Origin of the sequence: Hansschlegelia zhihuaiae (genome assembly GCF_004103825.1) — a bacterium.
GTDB lineage: Bacteria > Pseudomonadota > Alphaproteobacteria > Rhizobiales > Methylopilaceae > Methylopila > Methylopila zhihuaiae.
In genome coordinates, this window is record NZ_RYFI01000012.1 from 137,408 (window position 1) to 157,112 (window position 19,705).

14 protein-coding genes and 1 pseudogene are annotated in these 19,705 nt (G+C 60.8%); 12 read left to right on the top strand and 3 right to left on the bottom strand.

Annotated features, from left to right (window positions below):
• The first annotated feature begins 6 nt into the window (after positions 1–6).
• The 5 genes from EK403_RS13595 to EK403_RS13615 are packed head-to-tail and all read left to right on the top strand — an operon-like array spanning position 7 to position 5,985.
• On the top strand, positions 7–1,128 hold the full coding sequence (locus EK403_RS13595) for a S8/S53 family peptidase (RefSeq protein ID WP_128778018.1): 1,122 nt from the start codon (positions 7–9) through the stop codon (positions 1,126–1,128).
• Positions 1,058–2,467, top strand: coding sequence for a S8 family peptidase (locus EK403_RS13600; RefSeq protein ID WP_128778019.1), 1,410 nt, complete (start codon positions 1,058–1,060; stop codon positions 2,465–2,467). The genes EK403_RS13595 and EK403_RS13600 overlap by 71 nt, the downstream gene beginning before the upstream one ends.
• 19 nt (positions 2,468–2,486) lie before the next feature.
• Complete coding sequence (locus EK403_RS13605) at positions 2,487–3,668, top strand: caspase family protein (RefSeq protein WP_128778020.1); 1,182 nt, start codon at positions 2,487–2,489, stop codon at positions 3,666–3,668.
• Entirely contained in the window at positions 3,665–4,921 is a 1,257-nt protein-coding gene (locus EK403_RS13610) for a hypothetical protein (protein WP_128778021.1), read from the top strand. Before EK403_RS13605 ends, EK403_RS13610 begins: the two co-directional genes overlap by 4 nt.
• An 8-nt stretch (positions 4,922–4,929) precedes the next feature.
• Complete coding sequence (locus EK403_RS13615; RefSeq protein ID WP_128778022.1) at positions 4,930–5,985, top strand: ComEC/Rec2 family competence protein; 1,056 nt, start codon at positions 4,930–4,932, stop codon at positions 5,983–5,985.
• Between the two features lie 302 nt (positions 5,986–6,287).
• Here the strand turns inward: EK403_RS13615 and EK403_RS13620 are convergent, their stop codons facing one another.
• Positions 6,288–7,496, bottom strand: a complete 1,209-nt coding sequence (locus EK403_RS13620) for a patatin-like phospholipase family protein (RefSeq protein WP_128778023.1) — start codon at positions 7,494–7,496, stop codon at positions 6,288–6,290.
• A gap of 457 nt (positions 7,497–7,953) precedes the next feature.
• Between EK403_RS13620 and EK403_RS13625 the strand changes: the two genes are divergently transcribed.
• Positions 7,954–8,433 carry a helix-turn-helix domain-containing protein gene (locus EK403_RS13625; protein ID WP_128778024.1) on the top strand — a complete coding sequence of 160 codons (480 nt, stop codon included), beginning with the start codon at positions 7,954–7,956 and terminating at the stop codon, positions 8,431–8,433.
• 540 nt (positions 8,434–8,973) lie between these two features.
• Here EK403_RS13625 and EK403_RS13630 read toward each other — a convergent pair.
• The gene (locus tag EK403_RS13630) at positions 8,974–10,104 is read right to left on the bottom strand and encodes a calcium-binding protein (RefSeq protein ID WP_342633783.1); all 1,131 of its coding nucleotides are present in this window, start codon (positions 10,102–10,104) and stop codon (positions 8,974–8,976) included.
• An 8-nt stretch (positions 10,105–10,112) separates the two neighbouring features.
• Between EK403_RS13630 and EK403_RS13640 the strand changes: the two genes are divergently transcribed.
• From EK403_RS13640 to EK403_RS13660, 5 genes are all read left to right on the top strand, one after another.
• The gene (locus EK403_RS13640; RefSeq protein WP_128778026.1) at positions 10,113–10,418 is read left to right on the top strand and encodes a hypothetical protein; all 306 of its coding nucleotides are present in this window, start codon (positions 10,113–10,115) and stop codon (positions 10,416–10,418) included.
• A 479-nt stretch (positions 10,419–10,897) separates the two neighbouring features.
• Positions 10,898–14,839, top strand: a complete 3,942-nt coding sequence (locus EK403_RS13645; protein ID WP_164919602.1) for a LodA/GoxA family CTQ-dependent oxidase — start codon at positions 10,898–10,900, stop codon at positions 14,837–14,839.
• Between the two features lie 20 nt (positions 14,840–14,859).
• A complete protein-coding gene (locus tag EK403_RS13650) occupies positions 14,860–15,939 on the top strand; it encodes an NAD(P)/FAD-dependent oxidoreductase (RefSeq protein WP_128778028.1) in 1,080 nt (359 codons plus the stop codon).
• 68 nt (positions 15,940–16,007) lie between these two features.
• A complete protein-coding gene (locus tag EK403_RS13655; protein ID WP_128778029.1) occupies positions 16,008–16,427 on the top strand; it encodes a VOC family protein in 420 nt (139 codons plus the stop codon).
• A 503-nt stretch (positions 16,428–16,930) separates the two neighbouring features.
• Positions 16,931–18,598, top strand: coding sequence for a cytochrome-c peroxidase (locus EK403_RS13660; protein WP_128778030.1), 1,668 nt, complete (start codon positions 16,931–16,933; stop codon positions 18,596–18,598).
• Between the two features lie 148 nt (positions 18,599–18,746).
• Here EK403_RS13660 and EK403_RS23240 read toward each other — a convergent pair.
• Positions 18,747–18,903, bottom strand: a pseudogene (locus tag EK403_RS23240) (integrase core domain-containing protein); the annotation flags it as partial.
• 17 nt (positions 18,904–18,920) lie between these two features.
• Between EK403_RS23240 and EK403_RS13670 the strand changes: the two are divergent.
• Positions 18,921–19,583: a hypothetical protein gene (locus EK403_RS13670; RefSeq protein ID WP_128778031.1), complete on the top strand. Its 663-nt coding sequence runs from the start codon at positions 18,921–18,923 to the stop codon at positions 19,581–19,583.
• Positions 19,584–19,705: the final 122 nt, after the last annotated feature.

Sequence of the window (19,705 nt, forward strand, 5' to 3'; positions counted from 1 at the left end):
GCTCCGATGCCGTCCCGTCCGCATCTGCATTTGCGCAACCTGGCCCTCAGGGCGATCGCGTTCAGGCCATATTCGGGCGGTCGACAGAAAAGCCCGGCGGTCATCGCCGACAGGGTCGGACATGCGCGTCAGCTGAGGGACGAGGTCGACGCGATCTCGGACCGGATGTCCGAGATCGCGCCGACGCAGGACATGGCGCAGGTCCCGAAGAACAAGCGTGGCATGGTCATCACGGCCACCGGCTTCGGCAGGCAGGACCTCTGGCTCGGCGACATGAAGGCCTCCAGCCCCGGAGTGAGCCTCCTGGCCGCGCGCTCGGCGACGCCCGAGGCACCGGCGCAGGCTCGCCTGTTCGTCGGACAGGAGTCCCTGAAGACCCTCTATCGCCAACTCGGTGAGTACGAGGCATATGGCAACCGGAACAACACGGCTGACAAGCCGATGCGGTTCACCTTGTTCGAAAGCACGTCCGAGTTCCGTCCTGCGGAGTTGACGGACGTCTGGACCGGGGCGACGCCCGAGTTGCCGGGGCGATCCGCCAAGCCGGTTGAGACCTGGATCCGCTCGTCGCGCGAAGAATACTTCTACAGGATGCTCGAGCGCCTGAAGGTCGACAGGGTCGGAAGCCCGACCAAGTTCACCGACAGCGTCATCCTAGACATCGTCCTGACACGCGCGCAGATGGAAGCGCTGCTGCACGGTACGGGGGCCGTTATCGAGTTTCGGCCGTCGTCTCACTTTGTCGCGGATTTCCGCCGCGCCAATCCGGGGGAGCGCCGCGAGGTCTCTGCAGCGATCGCACGACGGATCGTGCCCGCGCCCGCGACGGCGCCCCGGACGGTGATCCTCGATTCCGGCGTCGCGAGCGCCAACCCGCTTCTGGCCGCCTCGCTCGCCGCGCCGTTTCGCAGGACGATCGATCTGTCCTGGGGAACGGAAGACGACAGCGGTCACGGCACGAACATGGCCGGCGTTGCGCTCTTCCCGGATCTGGCGGCGGCGGCCGTGTCGACCGGCCCGATTGTGCTGACCACGGCTCTTGAGTCCGTAAAAAATCGTGCGCCCGCTCGCCACGGCGAGCTTGATATCCCCCCGCGACGCGATCCAAAGCGCTGTGCGGATGGTTGAGCGGGATGCGAACGGCCCGCGGGTGTACTCCCTGTCAGCGACCATCCCTGGCGAAGATCTGGACGGGCGTCAGAGCGCAACGTCGGCTGCGATCGACCAGATGGCCTGGAACGGCGGCGCGCGCACTCGTCTGTTCTGCGTCGCCGCAGGCAATGTTCCGGCGACGCCGGAGGAGCCTTACGAGGTCGCGCACTATCAGAGCCGCAACGAAGAATTCCCGGTCGAGTCGCCAGCGCAGGCGGTGAACGCTCTCTCCGTCGGGGCTTGCACCGAAAAAACCCTCGGCACCGTCAGGACGGTGGCGCCTGCGGGCGACCTCTGTCCAGTGTCGCGCACGAGCCAGGGCTGGAACGCTAGGCATCGTTCATCGAACAAGCCCGACGTCGTGTTCGAGGGCGGCAACCATGTGCTTGATCCATGCGCAAGGACCTCGCGCAGCGTCGCCGAAACGAGGATTCTCACGACCGGCCACACCGTCGCCGAAGAGCTGACCTTCACGGGAGAGACCAGCGCGGCGACGGCCGCGATCTCGGGCCTCGCCACAAGGGTCGCGGCCGAGCATCCCAGCATGCGCGCGGAGTCGATCCGTGGGCTGATCACCAACGGTGCTGTGTGGACGCCGGCGATGGAGAGCCAGGGGCGCGGCGGTCACGACGCCAGGCGCCGCGTCCTGGATCGCTTCGGCTGGGGCGTTCCCCACGAGAAGCTCATTCGCGAAAGCGCGACCAACGCCCTGACGCTCGTGATCGAGGACGAACTAACGCCCTTCGACACCCGTGAAGGCCGTTGCGTCCTTAAGGAGATGAAGTATTTCGACCTTCCGTGGCCTCGCGAGGAGCTGCAGCGGATGGGCAATTCCGAGGTGACGCTGACCTGCACTCTTTCCTACTTCGTCGACCCGGACCCGCTCGCCGACAAGCGCGCGAGGCGAGACCGCTACCCTTCGCATCGCCTTCGCTTTCGCCTGAACCAGCCGGGCGATACGGCCGTGTCCGCCCAGAGCCGCCTGAACCAGCTTGTCAACGCGGACGAGGACGATGATCTGAGCGTTTCGAGCGCGCAGGACGGCAACTGGGTCGTCGATCAGCCTCGCAGCGACATCGGCACCCTGCATCAAAACATCTGGCGAGGTCCCGCCCACGAGCTGGCGGTCCGCGGCGGCGTCAGCGTTTATCCAGTCAAGGGCTGGTGGGCCGAGAGGAGCGGACCGGATTATCGCCGGTCCGTTCCGTTCAGCCTGATTATGTCAATCCGCACCGATCGCACTGACGTCGACCTCTACGCCGAGGCCGTCGCCAACATTCCGGCGCACGCGATCCTGGTCGAGGCCGGCGTCTAAGCATGCGGTTCATCGCCTGATGCCCGACGCATCGCTCGTCTTCGAGGATCCCGATCCGCAGGCGGCCGGCACGCATGTGCTGGTGATCGGGGTGTCGGCCTACGATCATCTGCTAGGCGGCAGGGAAGAACGTCCAGAGCTCGCCGACGGCATGCAGCAGCTCAAGTCCGCGGCCTCGTCCGCCCGCGCGGTGGCCGATTGGTTCCTGTCGGAGTTTTTTAACGCGGGCAAACCGCTTCGCAGCCTTGCGTTGCTGCTGTCGGAGGCGGCGCCGGCTCCGTTTCCGCATGCGCGGGTGGGCGCCGCCGTCACGCCGCCGGCGGCTACCATCGGGAACGTCACGGACGCAGTCGACTATTGGCTCACGCGGGCGTCCACCAATCCCGAAAATATGGTGATCTTCTTCTTCGCAGGGCATGGCGTGTCGACGTCGGATCCCCTGCTGTTCCTCCAGGATTTCGGCCGGCGAGTGCAGGATAGGTACGCGGGGTCGATCAACCTGAACGACTTCGTCGTCGCCATGCGAACGAAGACGCCCGGGCGGCAGTTGTTCCTGATCGACTCCTGTAGAACGATCGCCAAGACGTCCCTGGCGCTCGCCGGAGCGCACCGCGGCGTCGCCCTCGTGTCGCCGACCGACGTCGCGGGCACCGGTCAGTCGCTTGCGTTGCAGAGCGTGCACCACGCCACGACGGAGTTCGCTCCAGCCTTCGGAGAGCGGGCGGGGGTCAGCCTGTTCACGGACGCGCTGTTGCGCGCGTTCCGTGGCGGAGGCGCTCAGGCCCACATCGCTTGGAAAATAGGGACGAGCGGACTGGAGCAGGCTCTCGGAGCCTATGTCGCCCGGGCCGCGGCGGGGCACGGCGTCACACAGCTTCCCGAGCGGTCGCGAGGGAGCTTCTTCGAGATCAGCGCGCCGACGAAGATCGAAATCCCGCTTCACGTCTCGTTCGACCAGGAGGACGCCTGGGGCGACGTCCATCAATTGGAAGCGCGCTGCGGCGCTGGAGTGTCGGCTAGCTGGACGAGCGACCCACTGCAACCGATAATAGAATGGTCTTGCGTCGTTCCTCATCGAGAGCACAGGGTCGCCGCCGTGTTCAGGCAAGGCGCCGCCTATTCTCACTCGCCTGAGATCGTGATGGTCGCGCCGCCCGAAACAGTTTGCGAACTGAAGATCCAGTCCGGAGCCGGCGGATGACCGGCAGGTTGGATCTTTCAATTGAGCTTGACGAGAGGCGCGGCTTTTCGACATCCGGCGTCGCGGTCCGGATCGAGAGCGCAAACGATCGGCCGGACCTCGACGCGAAGACCTGGACCGTGCTTGTTCCAACGGGTTCCCGGGGACTGTTCGTCGATGTGCCGGCGGGATCCTATACCCTTCAGGCTTGGCTGCCCTCCGGGCAGATCTTGCGCAGAGCCGCGACGGTGAAGGACGATCAGATCGCGCTCGTCGTGTTCGTTGAGAAGAAGCTTAAGACCGGTATGGCGAGGGACCGCGCGTGGCAGGACCGCACGTTCGACCTGCACAAGGAATTCCACCCGCTCGAATTCCAGCCCGCCTATTCGTCTGGCTCGGATCCCTTCGCTGGCGAGACCGCGACGGCACAGATCGATTTCTTACATGAGCGCGCGTCGAACCTGTCCTGGTCGCGCCTCCCTCTGGCGGAGCATGTCGTCGATGAACTGAAGCTGCACCTCCTCGAGGGGGAGACGAGCACGGACATTGCGTCGAACGCCGAATTAACGGTCATATCGATCAAGGCAACCCGCAGCACCAACCCCGATATGCTGACCTGGTGTCGACACTGGGTTCGCGTCCAGAACGCCAACGGTGCAAGCATTGGCGCCTTGCCTTTGCCGTGGCTCACCAGCGCGGTCGGCGATTCGCGCCCGCAGATTGAGGTTAGCTACGAACATCACCAGCAGCATCTGGAGATTGCGGTGCGGGACCACGCGCTGGACCTGCTGCTGGCCTACATGAAGCTCGGACGGCTGTCGGCGGCTGAGATGTCGATCGACCTGCTCTCGCATGAGGGAACGCTGCTTCGAGCGCTCGAAGACAAGCGCGGCAATCCTCTTGCCGCCTGCGCGGCAGCCTATGTCAGCCTGGCGACGGCGAACAAGAAGCAGATCGACATCTGGCGGGATTGGGCTCCGAACCTGATGAACTGGTTTCCCTGGATGCCCGACGGCGCGATCATCAGAGCCTGCGCCTTGATGGATGGGCCCGTCTCGAAAGACGCCAAAGAGCAGATCCTTACTTGCGCGAAAGAGGGCTATCGGCGCGGCCTACCGTTCTTCACCGTCGGCGTTCAGCACCTTCGCGAAATCCTGCAGCTCTTCGGCGGAGATGATCCCGAAGCCGAGGAGATGCTCGGCTCCGTTCGTTCGGTCAGCTCTCGCTGCGACATCTCCGAGGCGTTCACGACCCTGCAGTTTCCGAGCCACTGACGAGAGCCATGTTCCGCCTCACGATGCTGCCCGCAGAAGACGGGGACTGCCTCCTCCTCGATTACGGGACAGAGGAGAAGCAGCATCATGTCCTTATCGACGGCGGCCGAACGTCGGCCTATACGGCGGCGCGCCCTTATTTCGATGCGATCAGGGCGCGAGGCGAGCGCATCGATCTGCTCGTCCTGACCCACATCGACGCCGACCATATCGAGGGGCTTCTGCCGCTCATCGCGGACGAGCGCTTTCCGGTCGAGGTTGCGGAGGTCTGGTACAACGGCTTCGACCAGCTGTCGGGGCTCGAGCTCTACGGTCCCGAGCAGGGCGATGCATTCTCGGCGGCGCTAAAAGCGCGCGCCTGGCCCTGGAACACAGCATTCGGCGGCGCGGCGGTGGTCTTGTCGAACGGCAAGCCGTTCGAGGTGGCGGGCCCCGGCGGACTTAAGATCACTCTGCTTTCGCCGACGCGGCAGGCGTTAGCGAAGCTCCGGGCGACCTGGGTTGAATACCGACAGGAGAACGGTCTGCCTGCCGCGGAGCCGGAAGTTCCCGCCGGCCTCGAGGTCTACGGCCGGGAAGCGCTGGAAGTGACTCCTGAGAACGTGGGAGCGCTCGCGACCTCGGCGACGTCGGTGGACCGCACGGTCCCCAATGGTTCGAGCATCGCGTTCATCGCCGAACATGAAGGACGCCGGCTTTTGTTGGCCGCCGATGCCCACCCGTCCGATCTCGTGCGCGCGTTACGCGACCACAACGGGAGGACGGCCCGCGAAATCCACCTCGCTAAGATCTCGCATCACGGGAGTAAGGCCAACACGACGAAGCAGCTCGTTCAAGAAATGTCGGCACTCCGTTTCGCGATATCGACCAGCGGCGCGCGCAACAAGCACCCCAATCCAGAAGCGATCGCGCGGCTAATTCATGGCCGGCCGGCCGGCGTCGAGCTTCATTTCAACTATCGGACGAAGTTCACCGAGATTTGGGACGCGCCGGCGGTGACTGGCGCGCACGGTCACAGGTGCTTCTTCGGGAGCAGCGACGGGGTCATCTCGATCGACGTGTGAGGCGAACGCGGCCGAGGTCTATCTGGACCAGAAGACGATCGTAGCCGCCGCGAGCGCGAGGACGACATAGGCAGCTGCTCGAGGCGGATCAGGAAACGCCTTCGCGCAGGCAGCGATTCGAACGCCGCTCGCCGTGCTTCCTCGAGCATCAGCCCGCGGTGATGTTGGCCCGGTCTGGGAAGTCGGCGGCCTTGTGCTGATCGGCCGGTCTATGGCTATCCGTCGGTCCTATGAACGCCCTGGTGCTCAGAGCCCGAACAGGCGCAACAGAGCCCGGCTTGCCTTGGCCGCTCGTGTCGCCGTCACGCCGTCAAATGCAACCGGCGATCCCGAACCCAGAGCGAGGTCCGAGTCGACATGGGCGCGAAGTGCCTGATCCGTGACGTGGTATCCCCAGTTGACGGCTCTCGCGTGGCCCTCTCGCCGAGGAAATGGAGGACGGTCGCGACCTCCATTGGCTTCGGGTCGCATGTGGCCAGGATGTCTCGAAGCGCCGGCGCACTCGACAGCAGGGTCGGGCTTGGAGCGATCGACCAATAGCAGCCGCGGGTGAACGTCCCGTCGGCGGCGATGTCGACACCCTTCGCCTCCGCTTTCGAGGCGGCCTTGAACGCGTCGATCAGCTCGCTTCTGCGCAGGGATCGAACCTGATTGTCGATCGTGTCGGTGACACGCTTGAGCTGGCTGTACCAGGTCCAGAACCCGCTGTCGGACTTCCTCCAGGCCGCGCCGGCGTCGGACACGAACACGCGCCGGCAGCGCTTCATGACGGGCTCGACACCGTGATTGTCGTAGACGCCTCCGTCCGTCAGCACCGCGCGTCCGGGCGGGGCCGCCGGACCGACCGATCCGTCGAGCTTCTCTTCACTCCATGTATGGGGCGTCAGGTCGATCCGGATCGGCGAGAGGAACGGCGGAAATGCCGATGAGCAAGCCACGACGTCGGCGAGCAGCCAATTGGCGTCCCGCGCAAGACCGATGCGATAGTCGGCGACATAGGCACGCGACATCCTGAACAGCGAGCCCGTCGTCAGGTTGCTGGCGCAGAAGATGAAGAGCGGCCTGTCCGTGAGGTCCTGAAGGCGGGTCTCGTCGAATAGGTGACGCGAATAGGCCTTCGCGACCTCGCGACCCGCCGTCGACCACGGCGTCGCCAAGCCTTTCAACACGGCCGGCCCGTCGACAAAAGCCTGCGAGAATTTGCACAGAGGCTCGATGACCTCTTCGCCCAGACGTTGCGCGACCCCCTTCTCGTCGAACTCGAGCCGTGGCCAGGCCTGCGCCAGGACGCCTGCGGCGATTGATCCGCCGGAGACTGAGCTCACCACTTCGATCCCCTTGAGCAGACCCGCCTCGTTCAGTCGGGCGAGCGCCCCGGCGTGAAACAGCATCGCCCTGTATCCGCCTCCCGACAGGCAAAGCCCGTCGGCGAACCGCTTGGCTTTTAGCGGCGCGGCCAACGCCTGATCATTCGAAAGCGGCAAGGGCTGGAGCGCTACGGGAGGCGCCATGGATTAAGCCTCGCTTGAGCGCCGGGCGCCTCGCCGGCCAAAACTCAAGCCCGCGAAGGCGCCGCTTGTCGTAAGGCGCCGTGGCCGTTCGGATCGGCCACGCGTCGTCATCGGCGAGCCCCTTCCATTTGGGTTGGCCGTTCTGCTTCTGCACCGACGGACGCCAACGGTACTGAGAGTAGATTCCATGATGTTGGCGTCATAGCGGCTCGCGAGCTTGGGATCGGGCCGCAGCGCCAGACGATCATCGCCGACGACGCCGGCATAAATGAGCATCTCGATAGGCATGCGTTCTTCGTCCCACAACGTTTGGTAGAGATTATCAGTTGGTCGCGACGCTGTTGAAAAGACGTTGTGGGAAAACTCGTCATGACGGGGGCGCCTAAGCGACCGCGAGAAAACGCCGAGCCAAGCCATAGCGCATTAGGCATAGCCTGCGGTCGGAACCCTCTTCTAGATGCTGACCAACGTCTCCTTCTGGCGCACGGCTGAAGGTTGGCTGCTGGCGCGAGGCCGCCGCCAATGCGTTGCGGCCGCTCGAATGGTTACGGTGATAAATGATAAAATAACACTTTGTGCCACTTATTTTATGTGCCTAAATGTCGAGGACGGGAGGTCTGAGATGAGCTTAGGCAATCGAATTCGTATGGCGCGGCACCAACGAGACTGGTCGCAGGCGGAGCTGGCCGCGGCGGTCGGCACGTCGCAGACCTGCGTCCACAATTGGGAAGCCGATAACACCTATCCGCGGCCAGCCAACCTACAAGCTCTGGCAGGCGCCCTCGGTGTGCCAATCCTTTTCCTTGAAGAAGGCGAGGGAGGCATCTCGATGGGGCAGACGGTCGATGAAGTCCTGGCTGCGGCCAAAATCGAGCTCGCCAGGGTGCTCAAAACCAAGCCCAGCAAGATCAAGCTTAGCATGCGAGTGGAATCCTAGCCGCACTCGTCGCACCCATCCATTTATCGCGCCATAAGCAAAGAGAGCCGTGTCATGGGAGACGTTGTTCAATTCCGGGGGCGTTCGGTTGTCGCCAATCGAGCGGGCCTAATTCCAATAACAGTATGGGTCATTGATATCGAACAGCCTGAGCGGACCCGATGGAGCGCTCAGCTCGAAATCTCCTATGCGGCGGGATTTCGAGCCCTGAAGGGTTTCACGGATGTAAATGCGCGGAAGGGAAAGCGCCATAAATTCAAATGCGCACCTGCGCGCTTGAACGACTTCATCTGGGCAATTGAGCCGCTCGTCGAGGCCGAGAGGATTGGCGTCGAAGTCTCTGGAAGGCGGGTCCGTGCGCGCCTTCGGCGTAAGCGAGCGTAGGCGCGGGACGGTCATGGTCCGAAATCGACCGCCGCCTCGGGTCTAACCCGCGAAGGTCGAGTTCCTGGAGGTGTGCCAGCGTCCGGTAATGGCGCCATTTAGCAGTTCACGCCTCTCCTGCCCTTCCCGCGATCGTCGTGTTCTGGTGCGACGGTGTTAGATCAGGACGAAATCGTCCTGCTGTAGCGCGCTCTTCGATACGCCCAGCAGCGTGATGGAGCGCTCAGCGTCGAGCGTCAGCAGTGTATTTTCGCCATCCTGAACGGCAGCGTTCATAACAGCATTGAAGTCCGCAAACGGGCCATTCTCAAGTCGGATGACGTCACCCGCGCTTCCAGGCGCAAAATCCCAGATCGAGTCGTGGCCGAAGGCGCCAGCAAAGACGAAGACATCGCCGCCGCTTCCGCCGGAAAGCGTATCGTCGCCGCCGCCGCCTTCAATCAGGTCGTCACCCTCGAAGCCCTGCAACTCGTCATAACCGAGGCCACCTCTCAGAGTATCGGCCCCGGAATAGCCTTGTGCGAAGTCATTCCCGGCACCAAGGGTGATTTCGTCATCGGAACCTGAGCCATAGATCGAGTCGTTCCCCGAACCTGACGTCACGGCCTCGAAGTCGCCGCTGGTGATCGCGTAGGACCAATCCGTCGACGCGTCGTAGATAAGCGCGTCGCGCCCGGTGCCTCCCGAGTAAACGGCGTCGTCGGCATCGACCGTGACGACATCGTCTCCGTCTCCGCCATAAAGATGGTCCACGCCCGCTCCGCCTTCTATCGCGTCATCGCCTTCGAACCCCTGAATGGTATCATTCCCATTCTGGCCGGAGATCTCGTCGGCGCCCGCATAGCCCTGTGCAAAGTCATGCCCTGCGCCAAGGGTGATCTCGTCATCGGCGCCTGAGCCATAGATCGAGTCGTTCCCCGAGCCTGACCTGATGGCCTCGAAGTCGCCGCTGGCGATGGCGTAGGACCAATCGGTCGTCGCGTCATAGATGAGCTGGTCGCGCCCGTCTCCTCCGGAATAGACGACGTCGTCGGCGTCGACCGTGACGACATCGTCGCCGTCTCCTCCATAGAGCATGTCGGCACCCGCGCCGCCCTCGAGGCTGTCGTTGTCTTCGAAACCCTGCAGCGTGTCGTCACCGTCCTCGCCGAACAGCGAGTCGTTCCCGGCGTATCCCTGCGAAAAGTCGTTCCCACCGCCGAGCCGGACCTCGTCATTCCCGCCCGAGCCATAAATGGCGTCGAACCCAAAATTGGTGACGACCGACTCGAAGTCGCCACTTGCGATAGCGGCTGGTGACGGTCGACCGCACGGAGATCGTTCGCGTCGGCAAGCCCAAGAGCGTCGATCCGGCCAAGCTCTGGGTGGTGATCGCGGAGATGGAGACCGTGAACCAGCCCTTCGCCCAGGCGGACATCGCGTTGGACCTGGACGTCTTGCGCAGGCTGTTCGGGTGCGAGATCGGCGGCAAGGTCCAGAGGGTCGAGAGCGACATCATTGTGAGGGCGGTCCTAGCGCGGATTCGTCTTAATCCGGGTCGTCCTGCGGCTGGACGCCGGCGGCGGATTGACCCAAGGCCGACGTTCGAAGGGTCCGCTTAGGCCGCACAGACCGCTGCCGAGGAAATGCGGCAAGACATCCAAGGAAACGGTGTGCAAGTGATCGGAAACAGCCACATACTGTTAGCGCGCTTCCCAATATTGCACTCTGAAAGATAAATAATTAGAATAATAGTACAAGCGTGATAGAGCATGCGAGCCACTAAAGCCGCGAGCCACCCGAGCCCGGCGAACTAGGAGCGCCAGTGCCGCAACCATAAGACAGGCTAGCGCCCGTGAGCCGGGATGGCTGGAAGGAGCTGAAGCGCGACCTTGCCACCAAATATATCACCTTCCCAGATCTCCCTATTGAGGTGCTCCGAGGATCGCCGATAACGGCGGGGGAGGGCACGCAATCCGCCCGCGGGGCCTTCAGACGTTGGCCGGGCAACCAAGCATGCTTGACGACTTCCTGCGAGTAAGAGCAGATTTCCTATCAATTGCACGTACGCACCTTTTCAACCCTAGAGGGGATGGAACCGATGCCGGCCTTGTCCAATTCCTACTGTCGGATCTTTCCGCCGATTGGGATCGCCCGGCTGGGTAATAGTCCGACGGAGTTCTTCTTGGGTCCGGAGGCACCGAATGTTGTCCCGGAACCTCAAGCCGGCTACAAGGATGAACAGGGAAGAATAAAGCGGCAGGGCGCGCGGTTTCGCCTTTACGCATTCTTTCCCGATGGGTCCGTCGAGGAGGTCACGGCCGATCATCCGGACGTCGGCTTAATTGAATGGACGGTCGCGCTCGCAAATCGGAAGGCCGCTTGGCATGAATTCGATGGAGCAAGAAATGTTGCGAAGATCCTCGCCGGCCAGCAATCGTCGCCTCTGCGGAACGCGGGAGTGAGCAGTAAGGATCGAGATCACCTTGCTATCGTCCCCGATCCCGTTGTTGTCGCCGGCAGGAGCACTGCCGGCACCAAGCTTGAAGGTACGTTTGGACTCAATCAGCGGCAGCGAAACCCCGTCACTTTGGGTGAGGCCCGGACCGACGAAGCGGGCCGGTTAGTTGTGCTAGGCGGATTTGGCCATTCAGAGAGTGTGCTTCCAACCAATCCGCTTGCTCACTACGCCAACAACGACGGGTGGTTTGACGACACGTCCGACGGTCCGGTCACTGCAACTGTCACGCTGAAGGATGGCAACACCCTGCCCGTTCACGGCAGAGCATGGGTTGTGTGCGCACCACCCCATTTCTCGCCTTGGACAAAAAGCGTGGTCACTTTGTACGATGTCATGACGGAGGCCGCGGCGAGACACGGTCTTTCTTGGGACGTTCTTGAGCTTGGCCCGAAACCTGACGACAATGTATCGTTCACGCGAGATATTTATCCTGCGTTATCGGCCATGAGCAGCTTGCAGTGGGTCTCGCGCAGAAGCCAACGAGGTCACGCGCCGGGCAAACGAGGAGCTTTCCCGGACGAAGCAATGTTAAAGACCCTCGCTTCCAGGGAAGAGGCGAGAAAGCCTAACTCGCCCCATAAGCGCTTTTTTGATCGGCTTCGGCATCCGGTGGCAACACCACCCTATGATGATGAGTCAGCGCAGCCTTGGCCGGTCCTAAGCCCGAACTCACTTCAGGCTCGAAGACAGGCAACTCTTTATTATATGCCACCGCTATCTGGCGATGAAGGCGACGTCGACCACGAAAAGCCCGAGTATTGGCTGTCAATTACACCCAGGCAGTACGCCAAATTTGCGCGCTGGAAGGACGGTGACTTTGTAGCCGACTGGATTGGCTCGCCAGCTTCCACACCGTTTGATCAGATTCCGGTCGCGCAGCAGCCGGCCGCCCTGACGGAAGCAGCGCTAGAATGGACGCAGGGCGGTGCCTTTTACCCCGGCATCGAGCTCACCTCGACTGTTCGCCACAGCGGCTTCTACAGCGAAGCCTTTCGTGTGTCGGACGGAGCAATTGCAGGCGATCTTACGAAGTGGATGGCGCTTCCCTGGCAGTCAGACTTCTACGAATGCCGTGATCACTGGTGGCCGGCTGTGCGTCCCGACGACGTGGTTCCTGTAGGAAATTATGAGCGCCTCATCGAGGAATTCGAACAGGAGGCAAAAAACGGAGTTCTCGCCGATCTTCTGACCGCGCGACGTCCGTGGACGCGCGGCGTCGGGACCGAGATCGTAGATCGTCCCGGGTTCCCTACCTTAATGGACGGCCAATCCGCTGGAGATTACAAGCGCGCCTTTGAGCGACTGTGGAACCGGCACGTCGATAGCTTCGTGCGTCGGTACATTCCTCAAATGATGGTGAATGAATTAGACGATGTCTATCGCGTTCGAGTTCTTGAGTTTCTCGATAAATCAATCTTATCAGCGCCGAATTTCGTAGTACCTGCGCGTCCAGTCGGCGCCCCTGAGGAGGAATATACTCAGACCGTGCTGCTGTCTATCCGGCAGTATATCTTCAGCAACACGCCTGTTCGGCAACCTTATGCATCGGAGTCGGCGAAAGCTTACCGAGATGCCTTACTCGTAGTTTTTAGCAGCAGCGAGATCGTGAATGGTGTTCTCGACGTCGTTTGGCGGGCGGCCTACGCTCACCGCGGTAAGAACGAGATGGTTAGAAAGTGGCATCGCCTTGGCTTCGTGGCACCACGCACCGCTGCGGACCAGAAGGTATGGGTTGAGACAGAACGACAACGCTTCGATCTGCTTGAAGCGCGAGAGCATTTCTACTTTCTAATGAATATCGAGACGTATCCCGAGTATTTGCCTATCGCCAAGCGGTTAGGTCGCGAATATTTTGATCGGGCCCGAACGGAGACGGAGCCAAGCCTTGAAGCTCAAGGTTTGGATCACTACAAATTTTTTAAGTATGATCCAATTACGTTCGAAGCCCGCTTAGAAAAGATCTACGAGAACGAGCGCCGAGAAGCTGAAAAAGCTGATCCGGTGCTTGGCACCGGGCTGGAAGCAGTCTTCAACTCGCCCGAGCGCATCATTCAGCGGATCCGGCAGCTTGCTCCATTTAATCAGTTGGACGGTTCTTGGCTTGAGCGAGTTACGAAAGCTGGGCCGATCAATGACGTGCAATCCTTCCTTTTTGAGATCTGGTCAGATGAGATTGGAAACGGCGACCCTTCTCAAAATCACGCCAACATCTATACCGAACTGCTGAAAAGCGCCGGCATCTACCTGCCTCCGCTCAATAGTCGCGCTTACTCAGATCATCAAGATTTGTGGCCAGGGTCGTTTTCAAGTCCAGCATATCAGTCGGCCGCAGCGCTGTTTCCTGAGACATTTTACCCAGAAATACTTGGTATGACCTTGTATCTCGAGTGGGAAGCAGTGTTTCTGCCTGCTATGGTCAAGCTCTATGACTATTATGGCTACAATTCCTTATTTTATCGATTGCACGTAGCAATTGACAATCCCGTGAATGGCCACGGAGCACGAGCCCGAGACGCAGTTGTACGCTACCTCGGCGACATCGATTCCGGCGGCGAGGACGAAGTGCAGGAGGCGTGGCGCCGGATATGGGATGGTTACCTTGCGTTCAAGTTCATCGGCGATCAGGATTGGGGCTATCGTCTTGCCAACCCGCCTACTATTGATGAGCGGATGGTAGAGATGCTAGTCGCGAAGCGGCACTTTGGGCAGCTCAATCACGGCACTCGTCGATTCGCCGGCAATTACCTCAATGACTGGTTTGATGAGCCGGAGCAGTTCCTGCGCGTGCTTGCCAGCTCCGATCTGATAGTACCGGGGGATGCGGCTGCGAGCCCAATCTTCGACACTATGGGACAGACTGGCGTGATGCTGAAGGTATTCACGTCAACAGAGAAGCAGCTTTGGACCGACTGGATCAACTCGCTGCCGCCCGACGCGCCCGGCGGCATGATGAGCCCACCGGAGGAGATGCGTGCTCTAATCCGTCAACTGCGTGCACGCGCGATGAGTGTGCTCGGGCATGACGGTGAGACTCTGCGGGGCAGATATTTGGATCCTGATAGCGGCCAGTTGGTAGAGACAGAGGCTACGGTCGGATGGTGGTTGGCGATCGGGCAACCTGAGCGGCTCATGGCGACTTTGAGCGATCCACAAAATGGCTGGATAGTTCCCGGCGATCCCGGGCGAAGCCGCTTCGTCCGGGAACTCCTAAGCGAGCGCCGGCCAATGGCGCGCTTCCTATCGCGTGGAATCCAAGAAATCGGCGGAAAAACCGCTCGGCAGATCATTGTAGATTGGATCCGTGGCGGTGCGCAGCTTCCGACTGAACGCGTGCATCCCGGTCAATTTAGTGCTCGGCTCCGCTTGATGGCCGCGGTACCAGAGCGCACTGGGGCGCGGTTGCGCGACGACTTCGCACCGGAGGTGATCCGCCGTACGCTTTCTTCTCACCGATTTACTGTGCGCGAGCGAACGGGCATGCGCGAGCGACAACTCAATCCTGGAGGTGGCGCCGCTCACTAGCGAAATCCGTGCTCCGCGGGATGTTTGATATTGCCGTCGCTGGCGCAGGGCCTGCCGGTGCCGTCGCGGCGCTTACTGCCGCTCGTGCGGGGGCGCACGTGCTCCTTATCGACGAGCCCACTTATCGGCGCGTAGACGTCGGCGAGACCCTCCCCCCGCTTGCCGGGCCGGTGCTAAGGGCACTCGGTCTGAATGCGCTGCTAGAGAGCGATCTCCCGCGCCTGGACACTGTACAATCTGTTTGGACCGAAACGCAGACAAATGAGCGAAGCTCCCTGTTCAATGCGCGCGGCGCAGGTTGGCGGCTGAACCGCCGCAGGTTTGCGCGCGGTTTCGCCGAGGAACTGAGCAGCGCTGGGGTCACCATTTGGGAAAACAGCGCGCTGCTTGATATTGAGGCGACGCGGAGCCAATGGCTGCTACATCTTCGTATTTCGAACGCTCCGCAAGAAGTCCGCGCCTTGGGCGTGATCGACGCAACGGGTCGGTCTGCGAAAGTCGCGCGAAAGCTCGGAGTAACGCGAGTACGCCGAGACCGTCTTGTTGGCGCCTTGCTCGAGCATCCCGGGATCGAAATCGCCGAAAATATGCTGTGCGTCGAAGCAGCATCCTATGGCTGGTGGTATACCGTCGCGACGAGGTCGGGAAGCCGGGTTTTCGGCCTGCTCACAGATGACGATATATTGCGCGCACTCGATGCGCGCGCAGCGCTTAGCTGGTGGCGGCTACTCGACGACACTGCCGCAATCGCACGCATGGCTGCCCCGGCGCTGCGACACAAACCGGTGATCGTCCCTGCGGGCGGGTCGCGACTTTCACAGTTCGTCGGTCCGCGTTGGATAGCAGCTGGCGACGCCGCCATTGCTTTCGACCCGCTCTCGTCTCAGGGAGTCACTACGGCGCTCATGACCGGCTACCGTGCTGCAGTAAGCCTGCTCCGCGAGCTAGATGGGCAGCCTAGCGGCCGTGAGGAGTATACAAACTTTCTATTGCGCATCGACGCCGACTACCAAGCTGAGCGCATTCGGCACTACCGCGCCAACCCTCGCTTTGTCACAGAACCATTTTGGTCTCGTAGGCAAACTGACAGTCTCGCTTGACACGCTAGACCAATGCGGCGATCCGTAAGGATACGAAAGCAACCCATGTGCTTTCAAGGAGCCGCCAGATGACAATGACAGCCCCAGACCTTGTCGGCCTCGACCACTACGCCGTCAATGTTGCGGACTTACAACGTGCCGCGGACTGGTACGAGAACATTCTCGGCTTCCACGTGCTTCAGAAGTGGAACACGACCTGGATGGTCGGACGTGGCAATATCAAAGTCGGCTTGTTCCTGCGGCCAAACGCAAAGCCGCAACCAGACATCGACAACACAGTGCTTATCCAACACATAGCTTTCTTAGTAGATGGCGATAAATTTGCAAGGGTCCATCAATTCCTGAATGAGAAAGGTATCGAGACTGAAGGGCCGGACGACAGCGGCATCGCTTTTTCAATCTTCTTCAAGGATGCCGACGGTCACTCTCTCGAGGTGACCGCGTATCATCCCGCCGCTGAACCCTTGAGGCAGCCCGGCCGCGCTTAAAGAGCCGGATTTATTGAAGGGTGCGGAACTGTGTCGGAGGCAGATTGAGACGCTCATCGAGGGCGCACCTGCTAAGGCAGAACTCCGAACGCTCCATCTCTGCGTTGAATAGATAGTGGCGGCTGCAATAGATAGGCAAGCTTTCTAACATCGACCGCCGATGTTGGATAAGACGAGCGCATTGCGCCTCTGCTCGCCGTACATTTAGCGCCTGACGCCACTATACGGCCCATTTCGCCTTAAGAGTGCCGACGTTCGCAGTCGCCAAATACCTTGCTTTCCAAGCGCGGAACAGCAAGTCCGCAGACGGCGTGAAAGGGCAATAAGATCAAAGTCCGCATATTGCTTGGCAGGGACAATTTCCTAGACTCGTTGAGACTTTGAGTCTGACCGGCCGCCGCCAAGTTCGGTAGTTTGCAGACGATCACACGCCTCACAGTTGTGCTGTGGTTAGAGATGTTCTAGCATCGGATTAGGCTGATCTTCTCCACAGGAGAAACCAAATGAAGGCGTGCGCGTTAGCCGGAATCATCGGGTTTATCATTATCTTAACGCCCGTATCAGCCAGTGCTACGACAGATGACGATCTGTACGCGGCGCTCCGTCAATACGGATTCACTGGAAAGATGGAAGAAGCGTTCGATCAAAAACTTGGTCGCACGCTCGATCCAAAGCTTGTCGACGTTGGTCGGCTGGTGTTCTTCGACAAAGGACTTGGCGTTCATAAGTCAAATTCTTGCGCTGGATGCCACTCGCCGACTCGCGGATTTGGGGACACTCAGCCAATAGCTATCGGCATCGGCTCCGGAAGCGACAAGGTTGGCCCTTCGAGAACGGGCGCGCGCAATCAACGACGCACGCCGATGCTCATCGGCATCGGTCTATTGCCATCGCTGATGTGGAACGGCCGATTCTCGAGCAATTCGGGGGATCCTTTTGACAATTCGAGAGGTTTCACGTTCCCCTACCCTGAAGGTCAAAGCTTCTTTCCAGCTTCGGACCCACGGTTTCCGCATCTTCTAGCGGCTCAAGCTCACATTCCTTTCACTGAATTGCCCGAGATGGCGGGATTTGGCGGGTTCGGCGACACCGAAAACGCGCCCTTCGTCGATGTCAGATTCAATTCGAGGCGATTTTCGACCGTCGTGATTCCTGCGCGGCCTAGCCAGCAGATGAAGGTGCTTGGCCTGCCGATCACACCGATCCCAAATGACCGGCCTATCCGCGACGACGACGACAACACAACTAATCCGCCTACGCCAAGTGACTTCGATCAATTCGACGACGTGAGCGGTAACCAGGACCGCTTTGTCCCCGAGCCTTACGACGACGTGCCTTCCCGCAACAACCCAATCCGGCACGAAGTTCTTGAACGCATCAACAACATGCGCGAATATAGACAACTTTTTGGACAGATCTATCAGTCGGTGAATGACGGAAACGCAATCGAATTTTATATGATTGGGCAGGCGCTTTCCGAGTTTCAGCTCTCGTTGACTTACGTCAATGCACCGATTGATCGATATGCGAGGGGAGAGCGCGGAGCGCTTACGGATGAGCAGAAGCGAGGCGCAATTTTATTTTTCGGAAAAGCGGGCTGCGTGACTTGCCACACGGTTGCTGGCAACTCCAATGAGATGTTCAGCGACTTCAAATCTCACGCAACAGGCGTTCCGTCGATCGCTCCGGTTTTCGGTGTGGGGAAAGGCAACGTCCCATTCCGAAACCAGGAAGGAACATTTACTGTAAAAGGCCCATACGACATGGGTTTGTTTGACATCACCTCGCTGGAAGCCGATAGGTTTAAGTTTAGAACATCGCCGCTCAGAAACGTCGGACTGCAAGCTAATTTCTTTCACAATGGGTCGTTCAACAATCTCGAACGCGCCGTTCGGTTTCATATCAATCCGAAAGCTGGAGCTAGGACTTACAATCCTGCGAATGAAGGCGTTCCGGCTGACCTTCGAAGCAACATGGGTCGGTTCGATGTGGTGCAAGAGCATCTGGCGCCACAGCTCGATAATCCCGTGACGCTGACCGACGCCGAACTCGATGCTGTCGTCGCGTTTCTAAACGACGCTCTCACCGACGAACGAGCAAGAGCGGACAAGCTGCGGCAGCTCGTGCCCGCAAGATTGCCGAGCGGAGAACCGGTCCAAGTTTTCGAGTAAGACGCGCCTACAGGGTCGCGCATCGCCATCGCTCGTCTTCGGTGACGCCTGTCGTGATCTGAGCCATCGTCGATGGCGGTTGCAAGAGGCCGAAGCGCGGAGCTGTCAGGTTGCGCAGCGCTTCGGCCGGAGGTCTCGAGGATGGCGGTGGCGTAGGCCCGAGGCGTCATCCAGCCGAGCTTAGAGTGCGGTCGTCGTTCGTTGTAGTCGCGCCGCCAGGCTTCAAGCACGGCGCGAGCGTGCTGCAATGAGCGGAACAGCGTCTCGTTCAGAAGTTCGTTGCGCAGCCGGCCGTTGAAGCAGTCCGGATTCTCACCGTCGCGTGCTCGTCAGCGCCGCGAAGAAGGCCGCGGAAAGCCAGGGTTACGAGATGAAGCGGGTTCCCGGGCGGGGGCTCAGCAACGTCTGGAACGTGAAGAAGGGCGACAAGGCGCAGGTCGCTTCGATCAGAACGACGCGTGATCGCTGGATCGCTTTCCCGCCGCTCGACGGCGGAAAGCGGTGGAAGACGCTCAGCGGTGTGGACCTCGTGATTGTCGCCGCGGTCGACTCGAAGGAGGATCCCCGGACCGTCGACGGCCACATCTTCCCCGCGGACGAGGTCAGGTCCCGGTTCGACGCGGCCTACGCCGCGCGCCGCAAGGACGGCCAGACCCCGAAGGACGGTTTCGGCATGTGGGTCGCGCTCGACCGCGACGAACGTGGTCTCGCCGCGAGCGTCGGCAGCGGCATTGGGGACAAGTACAAGAGCGTGGCGACATACAGCGTCGCAGAGCTGATCGTCGGCGACGCCAATGTTGGCGACGAGGCAGAAGCCGAAATCGATGACGCTGACGAGACGCACGCGGTCGCGCTCGAGGACCATGCCGGGATCCCGGCGCTCACGACCATATCCGAAGTCGTGGCGTGGGCGCGCCAACGGATCTCAAAGATGTCGGGCGCGCCGCTGTCAGCGGTCAAGCTGGACCTAAAGATCGAGTACTAAGCGCCTGCGTCGAGGTGCGCCCGGGTGTCGGCATCGAGCTGACGTCGGTGAGCGTCGAGAACCTCAAAGTGTGATCCGGCGTGGAATTTTGACCCCGTAGGTCGGGGGATCGGCGTCCAATT